This window comes from Paenibacillus sp. GQ49, assembly GCF_059759055.1.
The window spans coordinates 410,400-434,231 of record NZ_JCAXEL010000001.1 but is presented as its reverse complement, the minus strand read 5'-3'; the positions used below and the strand labels follow the sequence as shown (position 1 = coordinate 434,231).

Below are 23,832 nucleotides of genomic sequence, written 5' to 3'. Positions count from 1 at the left end.
GAATCACTTGATTGATATATTACTGGTAGATGATGAGACATATGTAACAGAAAGTCTGGAACTTACGATCCCCTGGGGAGAGCTTGGAGTAACGACCGTGCTGCGTGCCGCATCCGGTAAGGAAGCGTTGGAGATTATGGAGGAAAATGCAGTAGACATCGTAGTTACGGATATTCGCATGCCTGGCATGTCCGGACTCGATCTCATTGCAGAGGTAAGCAAGCGCTGGTCTCATATTCGCTGTATTTTACTAACGGGTCACAGTGATTTTGATTATGCTAAAAAAGCCATTCAATTGCAGGCAGCGGATTATATCCTGAAACCCGTAAACGATGATGAGTTTATGGGTTCGGTGTCGGCAGCCATTGCGTCTCTTCGCGATGAGTGGGATGAATTTGATAAATATCACCGGCTTTTATACAGTCGGAAGTCTGACTATAAAATTTTACGGGAGAATCTCATGCATGATCTGCTGTTGGGGCGTGAGATCACGGCGCGGGCACTTCGGGAACAACTGCAACAATATGAGATTCATATTGATCCGGAACAATCGGCTGTGATGATGCTGATTCGCCTTACAGGACGTTTCTCATCAATGGACCAGCAGTCTCTGGATCTGATGGATTTTGCGGTAGGTAATATTGCAGAGGAAGTACTTGGAGAGCAATTTAACGTGTGGTTTGGTCGCGGCCCCCATGAGTGTCTGGTTATGTTCTTGCAGAATCAAGATCAGATCGAAGCTCCGCAGATGGACTTGGAGACGTTGAGAATCTCAGCTGAAACTTTCCGTGAGCATGTCATTCGATATTTACAGGGAGATCTGTCCATGGTAGTTACACCGTCATTTCCCTTTAATGAGTTGACAGCAGCTTATCGGAAAAGTCTGGGTTCGCTTGTCCTTTCAGGACCGGAAGAACACAAGATTATATATATGGACATGGATCAGGCGCTCAGCAAAAGACCGGAGAATGATGCGACGCAGGCGCTCGAAGAGCTGTACAAACCACCTGTACTTCCGCAATTGCTTGAGACCAAGCAATGGGAAGCGGCAGCGCGTAAGCTGAACACGGTCTTTGACGAGGCAGAAAAGGTTCGATTGTCCAGAGAACATGTGTATGAGATGTACCTGTCGGTAACTAATGCATTTATGTATATCGCCCATAAACAGGGGCATCTGGTGCATGAGATTGATCATGCGGGATTCGATCTGCTCCTTGCTCACCAGTTGATTCAATCACCCGAGAAGCTGCGGCGCTGGGCAACCGAGATGCTGGCGAAGCTTCAGGAAGAGTTGTCCGATCAGGAAGGTGTGCAGAGCCGCAGGCATGTAATCAAGCAGGTTCAGGAGCTGGTAACAAGAGATACAGGACAGGATCTGTCGGTGAAGATGATCGCGGACAAGGTATATTTACACCCCGTATATCTATCGAAAATTTACAAGGCAGAGACAGGGGAAGGTCTTGGGGACTACATGATTCGTATGCGCATGGAACGTGCTCTGTATCTGCTTAAGAATAGCAACAAAAAAATATACGAGATTACGAGTGAACTTGGTTATCAAAATCCGCAATATTTCAGCAAAATGTTCAAAAAACATTATGGTATGACACCAAATGAATTTCGGGATCAGGCATAATTACAACAACATTCCAGAATATAGGTTGGCAAAGGTGCAGAAATCTTGATTTCGTATCATAGGCTCAAAGGCCTGGTCAGCCTATAATGAAAGGGTAACCAAAACGATTTAAGGGGGAACAACATGAGAGCGCAATCAACGAAAAAGAGATTCTTGTCGCTTCTCGCTACAACGCTGTGTCTGACTGTCGTTCTTGCAGGATGTTCAGGAGGCAGTGGAGGCGGAGATAATGCAGCTTCAAACACAACAGGGACTGAAAACGAATACAAAGAGAAATACGATCCGCCAGTTACGATTACAACAGCTTGGGGAATTGATCCAGAGCTGAAATTCAAAAATGGCGAATCCATGGAAAATAACGTGGCAACCAAGTGGGCCAAAGATCAATTCGGTATTGAAATCAAATCGTTGTGGTCAGTAACAGACACAAACGGAGCATTTGCAACCAAGCTTCGTCTTGCGATGTCATCAGGACAGGAAATGCCTGATATTGTAAACGTGGGTGATAATCTGCTTGCTCAGGATCTGATTGATTCTGGAATGTATCAAGAAGTAGGGCCACTGTTCGATAAGTATGCTTCGGATACATGGAAAAAAGCAATTGAACAAGATCCAAACGTATGGAACCAATATAGTCGTGATGGCAAAAGAATGGGTATCCCTGTTCTGGACTATGCCTACAACAACGATTATCTATTGTGGATTCGTCAGGATTGGCTGGATAAGCTGAACATGAAGGCACCAAAAACCATCGACGAACTGGAAGCTGTTATGGAAGCATTTAAAAATAAAAACCCTGACGGCTTGGCTCCTGATAAAGTCACTCCGCTCAGCATTGGTTTCAAAACTTCCATGAATACATGGATGGGAGACCCATCTTGGATCTTCGGAGCATATGGAACATTGCCGTTCCAGTGGAATCTGGGGGAAGACGGCAAGCTGGAGTATGGCTCCATCAATCCGGGTATGAAACAAGGTTTGACCAAATTGAGCGAATGGCTCAAAAAAGGATATATCCCGCAGGAAGCAGCTCTATGGGATGAGAACAAAACAGCAGAGCCAGCAGTTGCAGGAACTGCCGGTATTATTCCAGGACCTTACTGGATGAGTGGATGGCCACTTCTCGATACAGTGAAAAATGTACCGAGTGCCGTGTGGAAACCGATTGAAATTCCTACCGGTCCTGAAGGAAAAGCGATGCGTCACGGAACACAGTTCGTTAATGGTGTTACGTTGATCAAAAAAGATATGGCACACCCAGAAGCATTCTTTACGTATCAGAACTACCTGTTCGACAATTATGCAGACCCGGCACCAGGTAGCCCTTATGATAACGGTCTGTTTGCAGGCTATGATTATCAACTGGATGCAAATGGAAAACAAATGCCGATTGACGAGATCGAAGGCGGATATGTGAACGTTGTACGTTATTTGCTTGTTCGTGACGGTGCTCGTATTCCAGATGCACAGATGAAAGCTCTGATGAATTTGGCCAATGGCAAAGAGCCTGAAACCAAGCTTGAAAAAGATGTTGCTGTCAACTACGGTAAAGAAACTCCAGCAGCAGCGAAAGTCTTGCTGAGCCAAGAAGAAATTTCCTTCAAAAACATGTTCACAGGTCCGACAACAAAGACAATGAAATCCAAGCTTGACTATCTGAACAAAATCGAGAATCAAGCATTTAACGAAATTATCTATGGCAAAAATCCGGTTGATGCGTTTGATACCTTTGTACAAACGTGGAAATCGGGCGGCGGTGACCAAATTACACAAGAGGTTAACGAATGGTATGACAGTGTGAAAAAATAGTTACAAGCAGCGCCCAGACGACTAACGTCTGGGTGCTTTTTTTTGTTTATTCAAGCTGAGGCAAAGTGGTTGAATTTGTGCCATTTATATTGCTTTTATGTGCTGTTTGGACCCCGTAAAAGGTTGATATAATCGCATTATAAGCCACTCAGGGAGTACTTGAGTAGGAAGAAATACAGGGGGAGCAATCATGAGAACTTTGAAACGCACTTGGCCATTCCACGTTATGCTGTTGCCAGCCATTATCTTTCTGATTATCTTCAGTTATGTGCCTATGGGCGGAATCATTATGGCGTTCCAGAACTACAAGCCATGGCTTGGGATTAGCGGTTCTGAATGGGTTGGGCTGGACAACTTTAGATATCTGTTTGAACGTGAAGACAGCTTACAGGTCATCTGGAACACATTGATTATTGCTGTACTTAAACTGATTTTTAATTTATTTGTTCCATTTGTTTTTGCCATTCTTTTGAATGAGGTTCGCAAGATGGCTGTACAGCGAACGATTCAAACACTCGTCTATTTACCTCACTTCTTGTCCTGGGTCATTCTGGGCGGGATTTTGATAGATCTGTTGTCAACAGGCGGCTTGGTTAACCGGGTGCTGGGAACCTTTGGACTCGGGCCATATTTCTTCCTGGGAGACAACAGTTGGTTCCGATCTACGGTCATTCTGACAGATGTGTGGAAAGAATTTGGCTATAACATGATTGTCTTTCTGGCTGCCCTTGCCGGAATTAATCCAGCATTGTACGAAGCAGCGGAGATTGACGGAGCAGGACGCTGGAAACAGACACTGCACATTACAATTCCTTCGCTTGTGCCGATGCTGATGGTTGTAGGAACACTGGCGCTTGGTAACGTACTGAATGCCGGATTTGACCAGATATTCAACTTGTATAACCCGCTCGTATATCAAACGGGTGACATCATTGATACATTTGTATATCGTTCCGCAATGCAGAATGGTGAGATGGGCTTTGCAACCGCGATCGGATTGTTCAAATCGGTTATTAGTATGATCTTGATCCTTGTATCGTACAGCTTAGCCAAAAAATACGCTGGATATCGCATATTCTAAACGAATGAACAGAGAAAGAAGGGACCACGATGTATCATAAATCATTGCCTTATCGCGTGTTTAATATAGTCAATACCTGCTTTCTGATTTTGGTCGCCATTATGTGTATCGTACCAATGATTCATGTACTGGCAGTATCCTTTAGTACAAAGGCTGCTGCCGACGCCAATCTGGTCAATCTCTGGCCCGTAGGTTTTTCACTTGAGGCATACAAAAAGACGATGAACAATCCAATTTTCTTGAACTCGCTCTGGATTTCACTTCTACGTACAGTGATTGGTACAGCTATTACCTTGCTGATTACGTTCCTGGCAGCGTATCCGTTGTCCAAAGAGAATAGTGAATTCAAAGGCAGAACGATCTACTCCTGGATTTTTGTATTCAGTATGATTTTCAACGGGGGACTGGTGCCGTTTTACATGGTTATCCAGAAGATCGGGTTGATGGATTCCTTCTGGGTACTGGTACTCCCTGGGGCAGTTAACACATTCCTTGTCATTCTGATGCTGAACTTCTTCCGCGGTATTCCAAAAGAGCTGGAGGAAGCGGCGCTGATGGATGGAGCTAACCATTTCAGAACATTGTTCAGGATCTTCCTTCCCATTTCGATGCCGTCCATTGCAACAATTGCATTGTTCAGTATGGTGTTCCACTGGAATTCCTGGTTTGATGGATTACTCTACATGAATAACGCCAAGGATTATCCACTTGCTACATTTATGCAAACGGTCATTATTGGACGTGATATGAGTAGCATGAGCATGAATCCAAAAGAAATGGAAGCTCTCTCTCAAACTACGGTAAGGGCAGCTCAGATCTTCATCGGAAGTGCACCAATCTTGATTGTGTATCCTTTCCTGCAACGTTTCTTTGTTAAAGGTATGACGTTGGGCTCAGTTAAAGGCTGAGCCTGTACCCCAAATTAATGGAGGTTGATACAGTGAGCAACTTGACGGAAAAGACATTCATTCTGGGAATGGATGTGTCCTTTATGGATGAAATCGAACAACATGGCGGGAGTTATAGTGATGTGGATGGCAAGGAACAAGACTTGCTGTCCATCCTGAAGATTAATGACGCTAACGCGATACGACTTCGAATCTGGAATGATCCTGTTGGTGGATTCTGCAATCTGGAACGGACGGTGGAGGTAGCCAAACGGATCAAGGAACAGGGATTGAAATTTTTGCTTGATTTCCATTATTCTGATCGCTGGGCTGATCCAGCCAATCAATGGAAGCCGAAAGCATGGGAGAATCTGTCCTATGAAGAGCTTCAACGTGCGGTATGTATGTATACGGCTGACGTTCTGAGAACGTTGAAGGAACACGATGCGCTTCCGGACATGGTGCAGGTGGGCAACGAGATTACACCAGGCATGTTATGGAATGAGGGACGTGTTAGTGGAGAAGAGCATGATACGGATGAACAGTGGGAGCGTTTTGCAGGCCTTGTGAAGTACGGAATTGCTGCGGTCAAATCCGTTGACGCGGATATTCAGATTATGATACATATTGATCGTGGTGGAGATAACGCCGAGAGCCGCAAGTTTTACGATCGATTTGAAGCACTGGGTGTGGAGTTTGATATCATTGGTCTCTCGTATTATCCTTGGTGGCATGGCACACTTGATGCGTTACGTGACAATCTGCATGATCTGGCCGAGCGTTATGGCAAACCGATCAATGTAGTTGAAACCGCTTATCCATGGACGCTGGAACAGCCGGAAGGCATTGAATGGATTTTGAATCAGGAAGATATGTTGTTACCAGGATACCCTGCAAGTGTAGAGGGACAGACCAAATATCTAAAGGATCTATTGCAGATTATTCGCGAAGTTCCTGGTGGTTTGGGGCACGGATTCTATTATTGGGAACCTGCCTGGATACCAAGTAAAGAAGAATGGTCCGTCGGTCATCCAAATAACTGGGGCAACCTCACCATGTTTGATTTTAAAGGTCGCAAGTTGGAATCGTTTACAGCACTTGCTACTGTTGAAGAATCAGATGTCGTGACATACGTATAATCTAGCGTAATACGTATCGTTCTGTGAAGTCGTTGTTATCGTATATAAACTAAAAAAAACAGTAATTAATGCAAGGGAGTTGTCCTTATGACATACAAATTTCCACCTGTAAGTTCCAAAGCCCCGCACATGTTGCATGGCGCAGACTATAACCCGGAGCAATGGCTCCGCTATCCTGAAGTTCTGGAAGAAGATATTCGCTTGATGAAGCTTGCCAAGTGTAACGTGATGTCCATTGGTATCTTCTCGTGGGTATCCCTTGAGCCTGAAGAGGGCGTATACACGTTTGAATGGCTGGATCAGGTGTTGGATCGTTTTGCAGCTAATGGCATCTATGCATTCCTCGCTACACCAAGTGGTGCTAGACCTGCTTGGATGTCCGCGAAGTACCCGGAAGTGCTCCGTGTATCCGAGAAGCGTGTCCGCAATCTGCATGGTTTCCGTCACAACCATTGTTATACTTCCCCGGTATACCGTGAGAAGGTTACTGCGATTAACACAAAACTGGCAGAACGTTATTCGGATCATCCGGCTGTAATCGGCTGGCATATCTCGAACGAGTTCGGCGGAGACTGTCATTGTGATTATTGTCAGGAAGCATTCCGTGGTTGGGTTCAGAAGAAGTATAAAACACTCGATGAACTGAATCATTCGTGGTGGACCACATTCTGGAGCCATACGGTTACAGACTGGAGTCAAGTGGAATCTCCGGCTCCACACGGTGAGACACAGGTACACGCAATGAATCTGGATTGGCGCCGTTTCGTTACGGATCAGACAGCTGATTTTATCGTGCATGAAACAAAACCATTGAAAGCTCAGAATCCTGATCTGCCAGTCACAACAAACCTGATGGAATTCTATGGCGGTCTGAACTATTGGAAGTTCGCTGATATTCTGGATTTCCTCTCTTGGGACAGTTATCCGACTTGGCATGATGCAGATGACGACGCGAAACAGGCATCCCGGATCGCAATGATGCATGATATCGTTCGTTCCATCAAAGGCGGTCAGCCGTTCTTGCTGATGGAGAGTACTCCAAGTTCTACGAATTGGCAAGATGTCAGCAAGCTGAAAAAACCTGGCATGCATCTGCTCTCTTCTCTCCAGGCTGTGGCACACGGTTCCGATAGTGTACAGTACTTCCAGTGGAGAAAAAGCCGGGGGTCCAGTGAGAAACTTCATGGTGCGGTGGTAGACCACGTAGGAACGGAACACACTCGAGTGTTCCAAGATGTCACCGACGTAGGAACGGCTCTTGAAGGCATGGAAGCTATTGTAGGAACAGCGGTTCCGGCAGAAGTTGCAATCATATTTGATTGGGAAAACCGCTGGGCCGTTAATGATTCCCAGGGTCCGCGTAATATCGGTGTGAAGTATGAGCAGACCGTGGAAGAGCATTACGAAGCGTTTTGGAAAAAGGGAGTCGCTGTAGACGTTATTGATATGGATGCAGATCTGTCCAAGTATAAGTTGCTGATTGCGCCAATGCTCTATCTGGTACGTGAAGGTGTCGGGGAACGCATTGAGAAGTTTGTAGAACAAGGTGGTACGTTTGTAGCAACTTACTGGTCTGGTATTGTTAACGAAAACGATCTGTGTTTCCTGGGTGGATTCCCAGGCCCGCTGCGTAAGACACTTGGCATCTGGTCCGAGGAAATTGACGGACTGCATGATCGTGATCTGAACGGAATCATTCCGGAGAAGGGCAATGAGCTTCAGCTCAATACAGCGTATGATGCAATTGAACTGTGTGATCTGATTCATCTGGAAGGCGCGAAGTCCCTGGCTACGTACCGTTCTGACTTTTATGCCGGACGTCCGGCATTGACGGTTAACCAGTTGGGTTCAGGAAAAGCATTTTACGTAGCGACACGTCTGAAAGCACCATTCTATGATGATTTCTATGCGAAACTAATGGCTGACCTGAACATTGAGCGTGGACTTGAAACCGAGCTGCCTGCCGGAACAACGGCACATACGCGTACAGATGGTACAGCTGACTATGTGTTTGTACAGAACTACACACCAGATGAGAAGCTGGTTGAACTAGATGGACAGTCCTATACCGATCTGCTCAGTGGTGATGCTGTGGAAGCAAGTCTCAGCTTGAAGCCATATGACATTTGTGTTCTGCGCAGACCGGCTGCCCGGAAATAATATAGGTTCTATATATTACTAAATAAATGAAGTTATTATTAAGAAGAGATTGCCCTGAAACGCCTGCATTGGTGTTCAGGGCATCTTTTTTATTTTATGCATTTGGCTGTTGAATGACTTTTTCTGGACAAGATAAAGGATAAACGTGTCCGCGTAGCGAAGACAAACACGTAACATGTAACTCAAGACTTTCAGTCTGGGAGGAATGGAAATGAATCAAAGGAATCTGGATGGTAACAGCATTATTATTCGACTGGAAATGACAACTAAGGATATCAAGTTTGGCGAAGTGGCTTCGGCCATCTCGGAAGCTGGGGGAGACATCATTGCCATCGACGTGATTTCCACCAATCAGGATGTAAGCGTGCGCGACTTGACGGTCGCCGTTACAGATGCACAAGATAACAGTAAAATTATAGAAGGGGTGCGCCAGCTCAAAGGTGTGTCCATTATTAACGTATCGGATCGGACGTTCCTGCTTCATCTGGGCGGTAAGATCGAAGTAACACCAAAGACCCCGATTCAAAACCGGGAAGATCTGTCACGTGTGTACACTCCGGATGTGGCTCGTGTGTGTTCAGCCATTTCAGAAGAACCCGGCAAAGCCTTCTCATTGACAATTAAACGGAATACAGTGGCCGTCATATCTGATGGCAGTGCAGTGCTTGGGCTTGGTAATATTGGGCCTCGTGCAGCGATGCCTGTCATGGAAGGTAAAGCGATGTTATTCAAACAATTTGCAGGTGTGGATGCTTTCCCAATCTGCCTGGACACACAGGATACCGAGGAAATCATACGTACTGTGAAAGCGATATCACCTGGTTTTGGCGGCATTAATCTGGAGGATATCTCGTCACCGCGTTGTTTCGAAATTGAACGTCGTCTGAATGACGAATTGGACATTCCTGTATTTCATGATGACCAGCATGGCACAGCGGTTGTGTTATATGCTGGTCTGATCAATGCGCTCAAACTGGTGGGCAAGTCCATTGAAGATGTGAAGATTGTGGTCTGTGGCATCGGTGCAGCAGGTGTAGCATGCAGCAACATATTATTGTCCGCGGGGGCCAGCCGGCTTATAGGTGTCGATCGTGAGGGTGCAATTGTACGAACACAAACCTATGAGAATGAAGTCTGGAGTGATTATGCAGCTCGTACTAATCCCGAACTGGAGACTGGCTCGCTGCGTGATGTCATTCGTGGAGCCGATGTGTTCATTGGCCTATCCCGCGGGAATCTGTTAACTCGCGAAGATGTAGAGACCATGGCAGAAGATCCAATCGTGTTTGCAATGGCAAACCCGGTGCCTGAGATTATGCCTGCCTTGGTGGAAGACATTGTGGCTGTAATGGCAACAGGACGATCCGATTATCCGAATCAGATCAACAACGTGTTATGTTTCCCGGGTATCTTCAGGGCAGTTCTGGATTGCCGAGCCACCGAAATTAATGAAGAAATGAAGCTGGCAGCCGCGCAAGCGATTGCTTCGGCCATTACGGACGAAGAGCGTACACGTTATTACATTATTCCGAGTGTGTTCAATGATAAAGTGGTCAAATCGATGCGCAGTCGCGTGATTGAAGCAGCTGTTAAGACGGGTGTAGCTCGGCGTATTCCTCGTGAACAGGCCCGTGAAGGCGGGGAATCGTAAGATGTCAGAGAACCCTCTTCAACCTGGCGGGAATCTGCAAGAATCAGGGCACATGCATAACATAGATGGAATAACGGCAGGAGAGGCTGTGCTGCGCGCCGCGCGATCCTTTGTTCAAGGGGACTCATCCAGGCATAGTGATGGTCATGACTGGCCGCACATTGAACGGGTAACGGCACTTGCGGTTGAACTCGCTCACCGCATGGGTGCAGATCCATTTGTCTGTGAGCTGGCTGCATTATTACATGATGTACCGGATGAGAAGCTGAATGAGAGCTTGGAAGCCGGGATGGCCAAACTGAATGACTGGTTGGATACCCAGCCTCTTGACCCGGATATACGTAATAAGGTTGTAGGTATTATTAGTACCATCTCATATGCGGGAGGACAGCGTCCTGCGGTCAGCTCGCTTGAAGCACAGGTTGTACAGGATGCGGATCGACTGGATGCATTGGGCGCGATTGGGATTGCGCGAACCTTTGCCTTTTCAGGAGCCAGGGGGCGCGAGATGTACGATCCGTCCCTTCCCCCACGGGAGCAGATGACCCGTGAGGAATATCGCAATGGGCGCAGCACAACGATAAATCACTTTTACGAGAAGTTGTTCAAGCTCAAGGATCTGATGAATACCTCCTATGGCAGGGAGCTGGCGGAACAGCGTCATGATTATATGGTGCAGTTCGTGGACCAGTTCAAAAGAGAATGGGAGGGCACGGACCGTTAGGCAGGCATAATAAGCATGAGTATTCCACAGAGGTATCATAAGTAACAGAGGCGAATCTTTGAAGTGGCGAAAATCCATTTTGAAGATTTGCTTCTTTTTGGGTTAATAATGTGTATTAACATACATAAAGAAATCAATTTCACATTACCACTGACTTATGACATGGCAACGGAAGACCTTACATGGTACAATAAATCGTTCTCCTGAATGAATTCAGGCAAAAAAAGAAATATGGGGTAATAATGAACATGATTATCAAATGTAAAATTTCAGGTTCGGTAAAGAGGAGGGGTCACCACCATGTCGTTTGGTGCACGTGTACTTAAGACGGGGATCGCGGTCACGCTTGCCTTGTACCTAAGCAGCCTGTTCTTGAACCCGCAATCTCCCGTGCCTGCCGCAATCGCGGCTATATTCGCCATGCAGCCTTCGATCTATCGTTCCTGGAAATACTTCCTGGATCAATTGCAAACGACCACGCTGGGAGCTATTGTCGCCCTGGTGGGGGGCATGGTGTTGTCCAATGAGCCAATCGCCGTTGGATTAATTATTGTACTTGTCATCATGATCTGTCTTAAATTGAATATGGGTGAGACGGTTGGCCTGACACTGGTCACGGTTGTATCCATTATGGAAGCCTCGGGTGACTGGCATTTTGCACTCAATCGTTTTCTGTTGACACTGGTTGGTATTGTATCGGCGTTTCTCATCAACATTACGGTATTTCCGCCGAAACCGAAGGTTCAGTTCGTGAAGCAGATCCATAGTGTATTCAGCGGTATGTCGTTGCTTCTGCGAACTTCGATCTCGGACGAGATCAAGGAAGTTGTATTCCGGGAGGAGAAAAGCAACCTGGGCGGTTCCATTAAGTCTTTGTCCGACAAGTATAACTTGTTCGAAGAGGAACAGAAAAAGATGAAACGTTCGAAATTCAGCGAAACTCGTCAGATGGTGGTCTACAAACAAATGCTGCTGAGTCTGCAAAAAGGGTATGAGGTGCTGGATTCGGTGGAACGCCACTATTTCCAGGCACCGCGGACAACGGACATGGATCAGTTTTTTGACTCACATCTTGAACTGGTTATCAAATTCCATGAGCATGCACTGCTCAAGTTCGAGGATAAGCTGAAGCCTAATGGGGAAGAGGCCGCACAGTTTGTATTGGATAATGACCGTTTCATGGAGCAGGCGATCACCCAGTTTGATATCGACAAGGAAGGGATGTTACGATTGTCCATCGTGGCTGCTGCCATTTATGATTATGGATATCAGTTGGAACGTCTGAATCGACTTGCCGAACATGTGCATAGCGCCAGTGAAGACAAAGAATCACAGGACAAAATTTTGAATTGGCTTAAGTGGCCTTGATAACGAATTGCGCTCCTGCTTGGCGATCATATACAATGTAGTTACAACATTGCCCGGACAATCGTGTCCGGGTTGTTTTGTCATACATACGGCTGAAGGGCATGAATGAATATTAACGAAACTGAGGGATAGAGACATGATTATAGAGGAATTGGACGCTGAACTAATGGAATGGTTGAGTGGGACAAATCTGGCGCATAAACAGCATGAAGCCATGCAACTGCTGACCGTATCCGAGGATCAGTGGCCGCATCAGGCGATGATTAGTATGGGGGAAGTGATTGCGATAAATCCGCATCAGCTTAGACTTGCTTTATGGCCAGGTACACAGACCAGTATGAACATGAGCAAAACAGGCAAGGCTACCTTGATTGCGGTTCAAGGACATCGATTGCTGCATATCCGTATAGAAGTAGAACGGCTGCCTGAGATGAAGGGAGCTGTTCATCCGAGGGATCGTTTTGAAGCACAAGTGCTCCATGTTCGTGTGGATCACGCGCCATATGCGGACATCACTTCAGGAATAACCTTTCAATTAAAAGATGAACTTGGAGCAATTACACGCTGGAAAGAGACAATTGAAGAATTACGAAAGTAGGCAGGAGAAGCTAAGTCAGATGAGGACCCGGTGATTGGGTAATAATGAAGAAGAAAACAACAAAAAACGCCTCCGCTTGCATCGGGACGTTGTCACTGGTACAATAAAAAATGGTTTTCAGAAAATTAGAACTAATTAACATATAATTAAAATGTTTACTTTCTAATAATTATACCATTGCCTTTTCGGGCTTGTCAAATGGGATTTTGAGGACACAATCCGGGGAAAGAGGGGCTATTAACATATGAGTACAGATCAGCAATGGAATGAGGAACAACAACGGGTCAACACCGTGACCGATCAGATTGAACGCAAGATCACAACGCTGGAAGATGAAGTTGGTTCCTTCCGTGACGAAGTGGTTGGCATGAGAAAAGACTTCTGGGATGAAGTCACAATGAACTTTAGTGAAGCGGATGATGTAGGGGAAACTTCAACCAGTATGCGGCAGCAGTCACAGGTACTGTCCGATCGGGAGCGCAGTCATCTCAATACAGCGGCTGCGTTGGACAAAATGAAACGACTGCATCATTCACCGTATTTTGGACGCATTGATTTTAAGGAAGATGGATATCCAAATGCAGAACGCATTTATCTCGGCATTGCATCATTGCTGGATGAGAAGGAAGAATCTTTTCTGGTCTACGACTGGCGTGCGCCAATCTCCAACCTGTATTATGACGGAGCACCGGGTCCAATCACGTATCATACACCCAGTGGGGAGATCAGCGGTGATATAGAGTTGAAGCGGCAGTTTGTCATTCGGGACGGACGTATCCGTTTGATGTTTGACACGGGGGTTACGATTGGTGATGAGCTGTTGCAGGCCGTGCTCAGTCGTACTTCGGATGCACAGATGAAGAGTATTGTAGCGACCATTCAGAAGGAGCAGAACCGGATTATCCGTAATGACCGGACACGCATGCTCATTGTGCAAGGCGCAGCCGGCAGTGGAAAAACATCCGCGGCGCTCCAGCGTGTGGCATATCTTCTCTATAAATACCGCGAGCATCTGCAAGCGGATCAGATGGTTCTTTTTTCACCGAATCCAATGTTCAACAGTTATGTCTCCACGGTACTGCCTGAGCTTGGGGAGGAAAACATGTTGCAAACGACCTTCCAGGAGTATCTGGAGCGCCGTTTGGGTCGTGAATATCAACTGGAAGATCCGTTTATTCAACTCGAATATGTACTTACGGGGACGGAAGATCCCGATTACGATGTGCGCATGTCCAGCATTCGCTTCAAGTCATCCGAATCTTTCCTGAAAGTCATTACACGTTATAAGGAAAGCATGTTGTCAGGTGGCATGAAATTCAAGCCGGTTCGCTTCCAAGGCCGAGCGATTGTCACGTCAGAGGCTATGGCTGAGAAATTCTACAGTTTTGAGTCATCCGTTAAGCTGGTGAGTCGACTGGAGATGTTACGGGACTGGATGCTGAAAGAACTGTCTGCCTTTGGTAAAGGTGAACTGGATGCGCCTTGGGTTGATCAGCAGCTTGATCTGATGGAGCCGGAGGATCTGCAACGTGCGTATCAACGGTTGAAGCGCAAGCAAAAAGGAACGACCCATACGTTTAATGACTTTGAGCAGGAAAGAGGGATTCTGGCACGTATGGTGGTCAGTGACCGACTCAAACCGTTGCGGAAATGGATTAAGTCATTACGATTCGTTGATATAAGACAATTATATGCACATCTATTCAATGATCAGGCTCAGATGGAGCGATTGCTGGATAACGAAGCGCTGCCTGCTCAATGGGATGAAATCTGTAAGATGACTTTACGCAGATTGAAGCTTCAGGAGTTGGCATATGAAGATATTACGCCATACTTGTACTTGCGTGAGCTTATGCTTGGATTCCATATTAACTCGAATATTCGTCATGTCATTATTGATGAAGCCCAGGATTATTCTGCGTTTCAGTTGGCATTTATGAAGAGATTGTTCCCACGGGCGAAAATAACAGCACTTGGTGACTTTAATCAGGCAATCTATGCCCACTCTTCAGTACTTAGTGGAACAGGACCCTTGACTAACCTGTACGGACCAGACAACACGGAAGTCATTGAGCTGACCAGAAGTTATCGATCTACCCGGGAGATCGTGGAGTTTACACGTGGCATGGTGCCTGGTGGGGAAGAGATTATTCCATTTAACCGCAGCGGTGAGAAACCTAAAGTGATCGTTTCTTCTGATTCCGAGCGTCATATAAACGTCATCACGACAGACCTGAAGCATTTGATTAAGGAAGGGTACGAATCGGTTGCAGTCATCTGCAAGACCGCCGAAGAGAGCAGAGACGTCCATGCTGCATTGAGCAAGGCACTGCCCACAGCACCGAAGTTAATCAAGAAAACGACGCTGGCCTTTGAGCAGGGTGTTCATGTCATCCCGGCGTATCTGGCCAAAGGTGTGGAGTTCGATGCTGTCCTGATCTATGACGGCTCTGCGGAGCAGTATGCCCAGGAGCATGAACGCAAGTTGTTCTACACGGCTTGCACACGAGCGATGCATCTACTGCACGTATACTGCGTGGGCACACCGAGTCCGTTCATTACCGCCCAGTCGGAAGAATGGTATGATCTTGGCAAGGTGTCTGCTGCGCAAGTGGACTGACATAACACTTCATCATATGCATGAAGAAGGCTTCCGTTCAATGGAACGGGAGTTTTTCTGTATATGATACATATATCGGGAAGAAGCTAGCTTAGCGAGGGAATTATATGTGATGAGGTTACAGCCATATAGGTGATCGTATTGATAAAAATACCTAACGTGAATTCGTAAGGATTGGGTCCCGTGGATAAAAATGACTTGATAATTTGTATTTAAGGACAAAGGATGTGATTTTTCTTTACACATGAGGTCCGGACTCATATAATCGTAACAATATATTTTTTTGGATCGTTTATTAAAGGAGGCAACAAAATGAACAAACCATCATTTGAACGGCCACTTATGGCCGATTGTGTACCTGATCTGGTCGCTACAGCACGGGGAGATTTGCCAGCGACTTTGGTCATTCGGGGAGGTACGCTGGTCAACGTGATATCGGGTGAGATTTTGCCTGAGATGTCCATAGCTGTACAGGGAGCTCGAATCGCTTATGTCGGTAAAGATGTAAGCCACACCATCGGAGAACATACCCGGATTATTGAAGCAAACGGTAAGTATATCGCTCCTGGTCTGCTGGATGGACACTGCCATATTGAAAGTACACAGATGAAAGTAACCGAGTTTGCGAGAGCGGTATTGCCTTCAGGCACGACCGGAGGTTTCTTTGACCCACATGAGATCTCTAACGTGCTTGGTCTCAAAGGTCTGAGACTGATGCTGGATGAAGCGCGGACCACACCGATGGCTGCTTATATGCAGGTGGCTTCCTGTGTGCCTTCCACTCATCCAGGACTGGAGACCACAGGTGCTTATATCGGGCCTGAAGAGGTAGCTGAGGCTCTTTCCTGGGGGCCGGACATGATTGGCCTTGGTGAAGTGATGAACTTCCCTGGGGTGGTTTATGGGGATGAGACGATGATTGGTGAGATACAGGCAACGCTCCGGGCAGGTAAAGTGGCAGATGGTCATTTCACATGGGCAGCAGATGACTGGCGTCTGCCAGCGTATGCAGCGAGTGGTGTTACAGGGGATCATGAGTGTGTGACCAAAGAAGATGTGGTTGAACGTCTGCGACTCGGGATGTACGCGAAGATGCGCCAAGGTTCGGCATGGCATGATGTGGCTGAGACAATCAAAGCTTGTACCGAGCTTGGACTGGATACACGCCGGATGATGCTGGTGACCGATGACCGAAGCTCCGAATCCCTGCTCAAAGAAGGACATATGGACTTTGTTGTTCGTCTCGCAATCTCCCAAGGTGTGAAGCCGGTCACGGCTTTCCAGATGGCCACCATTAATACGGCTGAGCGCTTTGGTGTTGCGCGCGACATTGGTGCGGTGATTCCGGGCAATATAGCCGATATTATTCTACTGGACGGCCGATTGGCGGATGTACGTGTGGGCATGACGATTGCTGCCGGGCAAGTAGTGGCCGAGAACGGGAAAATGACGGCGGTTTGGGACAGCTTCACGTACCCGGAAGAAGCGCTGAACACGGTGAAGTTAGAAGCTAATATTCAGCCAGAAGATCTGGAACTTGCTGCACCCATTACAGAGGGTACGATTGGTGCCAAAATCATTCATGTGACAGAGAACCATGTAGATACAAAGGAGAAACACCTGCCTGTTACCGTAGAGAATGGCAAGGTTGTGGTTTCAACTTCAGGGGAAGTATGCAAAATTGCGGTACTGGAGCGTCACAAACAAACCGGGAATCGGGCGGTTGCGCTTGTTGGAGGCATTGGCTTCACATCACCTGCAGCGATTGCGATGACGGTTGCTCATGATAGTCACAACCTGTTGATTATTGGTAATGATGATGCGCTAATGGCTGAAGCCGGTAATCGCGTCATTCGTATGCAGGGCGGGGTGGCCGTGGTAACGGCAGCAGGGGTAACCGAATTCCCGCTGCGGATTGCAGGTTTGATGTCAACCGAGCCATTTGAAGTCGTTGCAGCCCAATCGGAAGCAGTCAGTGAAGCTTTACAGTCCGCAGGATGTACGTTGAATAATGCGTTCATGACGCTTTCGTTATTGGCGCTGGTTGTGATTCCAGAATTACGTTTGTCCGACAAGGGTCTTGTGCGGATCTCGGCAGAAGGCATAGAACTGGTGTCCCTTTTCGATGAAGTGGTGGACGGTACACCGGTAACTCTATCGGGTAATGAATGAACGGAAATGTCGACTAGACATCATTAAATAGGATTCCATATAAAGCCGCCTTAGGGCGGTTTTTTGGTGTGTTTTGAGAGAAAACGCTTTCTAGGTCTTCTGGAGCTTGGTGTTCATATGGCAATAATGACTGAAGTCATGCTGGAATAAGGGTGAATTTAGAAAATAGTGAATAATTGCGACTTTTGAACTATACATACAGAACTACGAATTCCCGAAATATAGTTATATGATTCTTTCGTAGTGAGTCTTAAAGATGATATTGCATATAGAAGCAATCCAAATTCGTCGTACCTAATAAATATCCATTAAATGAATATGAAACGACACAATTTCATCCAGATTTGCACGTCAGAGCTGATAACTTCAGAGGGAGTGTACAAATATGAAAAGCAAAATGGGTTACCGTTTTATCGTATTACTGAGTTGTTTGATCCTGTGTGCGAGTACAGCCTGTTCTTCCAAAGCCATTGCGGATGGTTCAGTTGACAGTTATGCAACGATTCATGGAAAACTTGATGCACCGGTGAGAGCGACATGGGTATGGGATACCACCCAGATCCGAAGTAATCCTCAAGAGGTGTTAAATTACGCTACAGCGAACAAGATCAATACGATCTATCTGCAGATGAACCGGGATATAAAGATTCCTGAGTATAAAAGTTTTATCCGCCAGGCGAGAGCCAAGAACATTGCGGTTGACGTCATGGATGGAAGATCAGCCTGGGGGCTGACGGAAAGTCGGGAGCAGATTGCATCTTTCCTGGACTGGATCGAGGCATATCAGGCGCAGGCGTTGTCCAATGAGAAATTTGCTGGTATTCATCTGGATATTGAGCCACATGTGCACCCACAATGGAAAATCAATCAAGCCAGTGTAATTACGCAGTGGCAAGGCAATGTGGAGTATATTGTTGAGCGAGCATCACGGATGAAAATGCCGGTAGCGGCTGATCTGCCTTTCTGGCTGGATAACTACAAAATTCCGGGTTCCACGATGGCCGTAAGCAGTTGGATGATTCGCAAGTTTGATTCCATCACCATTATGGCTTACCGCGATACAGCTGCTGCAATCTATAGTGTAGCGAAGGATGAACTTGCAGAAGCAGCTCTGCTTGGCAAGACGATCTCAATCGCCGTGGAAACAAAGCAAAGTAAGGAAGGCGACTTCATTACTTTTTATGAAGAGGGATCTGCTTATATGGAAGCACAATTAAAATTGGTCGAAAAAATGGCTTCAGTACATGCGTCCTTTAACGGTTTCTCCGTACATGAGTACACTTCATGGAAGACACTGAAAAAGTGAGGCCAATGTTAAGCTTCAAAGCGTAAGACTGATAGAGCGAATGAGATGAGTTTAACTGAGTCAGTGTGGCTCAGATCAGAGCGTTATCTTACTCGTTGGCTGGAAAGTTGATAAAGAATATAAAGAAGGTGTTTGCAGCTGAATAGCTGTGAGCACCTTCTTATTTTTACACCTGAACTAGGGCAGACTCCATTCCTACGTTCTCATAGAACATTTTGCGATACTGTGAAGGTGTGGTGGCTTTATGCTTTTTAAATGTAGTGATGAAGTAGCTTAGATGCTCAAAACCCACATCCATGGCGATATCAACAATTTTGTGATCCGTATTCTCAAGCTGAACGCAGGCCTGTTGAACACGGTAATAGTTAATGTAATCAACAGGTGTTTTCTGCACCATTTGTTTGAAGAAACGGCAGAAGTGTCCTTCACTCATATTGGCTTCATCGGCCAGTTCTTTCAGCTTCAATGGTTCAGGATAACGCTTGTGGATATACCCGAGTACGGATTTCAGGCGCTCTACCTTGTCATGACTCCCTGTAGCTACGGTGCCTTTGAGCGGAGCAGGTCTCATATGTTCGAACATTCGGGCAAATATGAGGTAAAGGTAAGCTTTCGTTGACATTTCACACGTTTCGGTTCGGCTAGCATGATCTGCAAATATACGTTTCAGGAGATCCAGAATTTCTTGTCCCCAATCCTCATCTGCCTTGATATGACTTGGGGGAATCACCGTTTTTCGTACCAGTGGACCGATGAATTTCTCTTGGACCGTATCGAAGTTACGGCTGCCAAGTAGCTCGGGATTAAATACAATGGAAGAGAATACGCAGGGAACATCGCCCTTCAGATACCCCGCATGAATCTCACCTCGATTGATGAAAATGGCTTCTCCAGCCTGTACCTCAACGGTGTTCATATCAATCTGAAAGACGGCGCAGCCCTGGGTCACCATGGTGAACTCCATCTCATCATGCCAGTGGCAATCGAGGATGCTATCCCCGTTCAGTTGTTGAATATCCGGGTACACACTGACGGGATACATGGCATTGCCGTGAATCCGGTCTTCCCGTAATCGTTCACGTTCCATATCAGATTCTCCTTTTGTATCATTATTAATGTAATCGTTTCCATAGATTGGTGATGATGTTTAAGAATCGGATGTTTATTATCAAAATCGTGATATATTTGGTCAAAATAAGAGAAGAATTCCGTGATTAATATCAATATTATTATAATATAACCAAAGGGGGAAAGAAAACATGAAATTTACTGATGGATTCTGGATGACTCGTGAAGGGTACCAGATTCAAAACCCGACTGACATTCGTGATATTGTGCCAAAAGACAATTCTGTGACCGTATATGCGGCAACTAAATATATTCGTTCCAAAGGCGACACGTTGAACGGTACATTGCTGAAAGCAACGTACAGCTCACCAATGCCTAACGTTATTCGTGTAACTCTGAATCACCATAAAGGTGGCGTGAAAAAAGGGCCTATATTTGAGCTTAACACACAAGAAGCCAACGTTGAGATCTCAAAAAATGAACAAGGTGCTGTTTTGAAAAGCGGCAATCTGGAAGTTCAAATCGACAAAACAAATGGTTGGGACATTAGCTTCCTGTATGGAGGAAAACGGATTACAGGTAGCGGTCAAAGAGCTGCTGGTTATATTACAGGTCCAAGCAAGGAAGCATACTTCCGCGAGCAGCTTGATCTCGGTATTGGTGAATACGTTTACGGACTCGGTGAGCGCTTCACGCCGTTTGTTAAGAATGGCCAAATCGTAGATACCTGGAATGAGGACGGCGGTACAAGCAGTGAGCAGTCTTATAAGAACATTCCGTTCTACCTGTCCAATAAAGGATATGGCGTATTTGTAAACCATCCTGAACGCGTATCGTATGAGATTGCATCCGAGAATGTATCTAAAGTTCAGTTCAGCGTAGAGGGCGAGACATTGGAGTACTTCATTATCGGCGGTGAAAATCCTAAGGATGTACTTGATAATTATACGAAATTAACAGGTAAACCAGCGCTTCCACCGGCATGGACTTTTGGTCTGTGGCTGACAACATCATTCACAACGGATTATGACGAAGCAACGGTTAACCATTTCGTAGATGGCATGGCTGAACGTGATCTTCCGCTGTCTGTATTCCATTTTGACTGCTTCTGGATGAAGGAATACCAATGGTCTGATTTTGTATGGGATGAAGCGATGTTCCCGGATCCGGAAGGCATGCTTGCACGTCTGAAAGAGAAGGGTCTTAAAATCTGTGCTTGGATCAATCCATATATTGCAGAAAAGTCCTACTTGTTCGATGAAGGTATGGAGAACGGTTATCTGGTGAAAACAGCGGATGGCAGCGTATGGCAATGGGATATGTGGCAAGCAGGTATGGCTCTGGTTGACTTCACAAATCCGGATGCTGTGAACTGGTATAAGAGCAAGCTGGAAGTCCTGCTGGATCAAGGTGTAGATTCCTTCAAGACCGACTTCGGTGAAAGAATTCCGACAGATGTTGTGTACTTCGATGGTTCTGATCCGGTTAAAATGCACAACTATTATACACAGCTCTATAACAAAGCTGTATTTGAATTGCTCGAAGAGAAGATTGGCAAAAACGAAGCTGCCCTGTTTGCACGCTCTGCAACAGCAGGTGGTCAACAGTTCCCGGTTCACTGGGGCGGTGACTGCTCTTCCACGTATGAATCCATGGCTGAATCACTTCGCGGTGGCCTCTCACTGGGACTTTCCGGTTTCGGATTCTGGAGCCATGATATCAGTGGTTTTGAAAGCACAGCGAGCCCTGACGTATACAAACGCTGGGTACAATTCGGACTGTTATCTTCACACAGTCGCCTGCACGGAAGCACTTCGTATCGTGTGCCTTGGTTGTTTGACGAGGAATCCGTGGACGTTGTTCGTGACTTTACCAAACTCAAAATCAGCCTGATGCCGTACCTGTACAATTCTGCGGTGGAGTCAACGGTAAAAGGGATTCCGATGATGCGCGCTATGCTGCTGGACTTCCCAGAGGACCCAACAACATACAGCCTGGATACGCAATATATGTTTGGTGACTCGATTCTGGTGGCTCCAATCTTCAATAAGGAGGGTGATGTTCGTTATTACCTGCCTGAAGGAACTTGGACGAACTATCTGACAGGAGCGAAAGTACAAGGTGGACGCTGGATCAGTGAAAACCATGACTTCAAAACACTGCCAATGATGGTTAAGCCAAACAGCTTGATCGCTGTCGGTGCGGTGGATAGCAAACCGGATTATGACTTTGCGAATGATGTGTCCTTGCACTTGTTCGAACTGGCTGACGGTCAAACGGCTCAAGCTGTCGTTGTGAACCAAGCGGCTGAACAGGAGCTGACAGTTAACGTTACACGTAATGGATCAGTGCTGGATGTTCGTGCTGAAGGTGCGGGCAAACCATGGAGCTTGGTGCTTCGCGGCATTGAGAGTGTATCCAGCGTTGAAGGTGGTTCCCAAGTGTCTGGTGCAAATGGTGTTGTTGTTACAGCAGCAACAGGCGCAAGCGCGCTTACAATCCAACTGTAAAATGATATAGTAAAAGAAAAGGACGGTGCCGAAAGGTGCCGTCTGTTTGTCTACGATGATAGGAGATTGAATGAAATGAGTACAATGAATTCGGGTTTGCACTGTACGATATCAGCAGAGATGCTGCATCAACTGGTAGAAATTCATTTTGGAAGCGGTACCAAAGTGAAGGAGTTTGGTCTTCTGCAAGGTGGACTTTTTAATACAACCTATCGGATTCACCTTGAACATACATCCTATACGGATGTGATTTTACGATTGGCTCCAGAGCGGGGAGAGATGGCGGCTGGTTCTGCGAGTGATCCACTATTTTCGTTCGAACGCACGATGATGGCGGCTGAACCGATTGTATATGAATATTACCGCAAGGCAGGCATTCCTGCTCCCAACATTATCGCCTGTGATGACAGCGGGTCCATCATTCCAAGAACGTACATGTTTATGGCGTTTATCCCGAGTAAGCAGCTGGACCACGCATCAATTTCAGACATAGACAAAGAGCGATTGTATCATCAGCTTGGCGAGTATACCGCCATCATGCATCAGATCGAGGGTACATCGTTTGGCTGGCCGCAGGGGGATGGGACGATTAAAGGCTCGGATCATTGGTCCGAGGTGCTGCACTCTTTTGCAGAAGAAACGGCACTTAAAGCGGCACAAGCCAATTATATGTCAGGTGTGGGAGAAGAGATCGCTGCTATTTTCATCAAAAATAAAGACTTATTTGATCAAGTGTCCCGTCCGGTACTCGTTCATAATGACCTGTGGGAAGCGAATGTACTTGTTCATGAGAAACAAGGTGAGCTAAACATTGCGGCAATCATTGACGGAGATCGTTCCATGTTTGCCGACAGGGAGTTTGAAGCCCTATTGTCGTCAGAATCAGCGGCTTTTTATGAAGGATATGATCGTCCTCTGGACTCATCTGTTGAAGGACAGGCACGCAGGCTTGCCTACCGAATACTGTCTTCGTATTTTAATGCCTATGTTCATGAACATCAGGTTAATCAACCTGAAGATGGTCAGAAGTATCGCCAGCGTACGCTGGATTTACTGGAGCAATGGAGGCAACTGGAATACAACTAACTCGTAGGAGGAATGCA

General features: G+C 46.3%; 16 protein-coding genes. 15 read left to right on the top strand and 1 reads right to left on the bottom strand.

Annotated elements, in window-relative coordinates; translation table 11 throughout:
- Positions 1 to 7 precede the first annotated feature (7 nt).
- From AC6CIF_RS02030 to AC6CIF_RS01970, 13 genes are all read left to right on the top strand, one after another.
- Positions 8 to 1,636 (top strand): response regulator, encoded by a 1,629-nt coding sequence (locus AC6CIF_RS02030; protein WP_498197609.1) that lies wholly within the window; start codon positions 8 to 10, stop codon positions 1,634 to 1,636.
- 123 nt (positions 1,637 to 1,759) lie between these two features.
- A complete protein-coding gene (locus AC6CIF_RS02025) occupies positions 1,760 to 3,445 on the top strand; it encodes an extracellular solute-binding protein (protein WP_498197607.1) in 1,686 nt (561 codons plus the stop codon).
- 190 nt (positions 3,446 to 3,635) lie between these two features.
- Positions 3,636 to 4,526, top strand: a complete 891-nt coding sequence (locus AC6CIF_RS02020; protein WP_017689297.1) for an ABC transporter permease — start codon at positions 3,636 to 3,638, stop codon at positions 4,524 to 4,526.
- A 29-nt stretch (positions 4,527 to 4,555) separates the two neighbouring features.
- Positions 4,556 to 5,434, top strand: coding sequence for a carbohydrate ABC transporter permease (locus tag AC6CIF_RS02015; RefSeq protein WP_036670224.1), 879 nt, complete (start codon positions 4,556 to 4,558; stop codon positions 5,432 to 5,434).
- 32 nt (positions 5,435 to 5,466) lie between these two features.
- Positions 5,467 to 6,552, top strand: a complete 1,086-nt coding sequence (locus AC6CIF_RS02010; protein ID WP_498197605.1) for a glycoside hydrolase family 53 protein — start codon at positions 5,467 to 5,469, stop codon at positions 6,550 to 6,552.
- Positions 6,553 to 6,639: 87 nt separating this feature from the next.
- Complete coding sequence (locus AC6CIF_RS02005; RefSeq protein ID WP_498197603.1) at positions 6,640 to 8,712, top strand: beta-galactosidase; 2,073 nt, start codon at positions 6,640 to 6,642, stop codon at positions 8,710 to 8,712.
- A gap of 211 nt (positions 8,713 to 8,923) precedes the next feature.
- On the top strand, positions 8,924 to 10,363 hold the full coding sequence (locus tag AC6CIF_RS02000; protein ID WP_498197601.1) for an NAD-dependent malic enzyme: 1,440 nt from the start codon (positions 8,924 to 8,926) through the stop codon (positions 10,361 to 10,363).
- A 1-nt stretch (position 10,364) separates the two neighbouring features.
- The gene (locus AC6CIF_RS01995; protein WP_498197600.1) at positions 10,365 to 11,087 is read left to right on the top strand and encodes an HD domain-containing protein; all 723 of its coding nucleotides are present in this window, start codon (positions 10,365 to 10,367) and stop codon (positions 11,085 to 11,087) included.
- A 300-nt stretch (positions 11,088 to 11,387) separates the two neighbouring features.
- Positions 11,388 to 12,455 carry an FUSC family protein gene (locus tag AC6CIF_RS01990; RefSeq protein ID WP_498197598.1) on the top strand — a complete coding sequence of 356 codons (1,068 nt, stop codon included), beginning with the start codon at positions 11,388 to 11,390 and terminating at the stop codon, positions 12,453 to 12,455.
- Positions 12,456 to 12,591: 136 nt separating this feature from the next.
- Complete coding sequence (locus AC6CIF_RS01985) at positions 12,592 to 13,053, top strand: pyridoxamine 5'-phosphate oxidase family protein (protein WP_498197596.1); 462 nt, start codon at positions 12,592 to 12,594, stop codon at positions 13,051 to 13,053.
- A gap of 244 nt (positions 13,054 to 13,297) precedes the next feature.
- Positions 13,298 to 15,673, top strand: a complete 2,376-nt coding sequence (gene helD, locus AC6CIF_RS01980; protein ID WP_498197595.1) for an RNA polymerase recycling motor HelD — start codon at positions 13,298 to 13,300, stop codon at positions 15,671 to 15,673.
- Positions 15,674 to 15,985: 312 nt separating this feature from the next.
- The gene (locus AC6CIF_RS01975; RefSeq protein ID WP_498197594.1) at positions 15,986 to 17,845 is read left to right on the top strand and encodes an adenine deaminase; all 1,860 of its coding nucleotides are present in this window, start codon (positions 15,986 to 15,988) and stop codon (positions 17,843 to 17,845) included.
- A 385-nt stretch (positions 17,846 to 18,230) separates the two neighbouring features.
- On the top strand, positions 18,231 to 19,151 hold the full coding sequence (locus AC6CIF_RS01970; protein ID WP_498197593.1) for a hypothetical protein: 921 nt from the start codon (positions 18,231 to 18,233) through the stop codon (positions 19,149 to 19,151).
- A 166-nt stretch (positions 19,152 to 19,317) separates the two neighbouring features.
- Here the strand turns inward: AC6CIF_RS01970 and AC6CIF_RS01965 are convergent, their stop codons facing one another.
- Positions 19,318 to 20,238, bottom strand: coding sequence for an AraC family transcriptional regulator (locus tag AC6CIF_RS01965; RefSeq protein ID WP_498197591.1), 921 nt, complete (start codon positions 20,236 to 20,238; stop codon positions 19,318 to 19,320).
- Positions 20,239 to 20,410: 172 nt separating this feature from the next.
- Between AC6CIF_RS01965 and yicI the strand changes: the two genes are divergently transcribed.
- A complete protein-coding gene (yicI, locus tag AC6CIF_RS01960; protein WP_498197590.1) occupies positions 20,411 to 22,729 on the top strand; it encodes an alpha-xylosidase in 2,319 nt (772 codons plus the stop codon).
- Between the two features lie 75 nt (positions 22,730 to 22,804).
- Positions 22,805 to 23,815, top strand: a complete 1,011-nt coding sequence (locus AC6CIF_RS01955) for a phosphotransferase family protein (protein ID WP_498197588.1) — start codon at positions 22,805 to 22,807, stop codon at positions 23,813 to 23,815.
- Positions 23,816 to 23,832 lie beyond the last annotated feature (17 nt).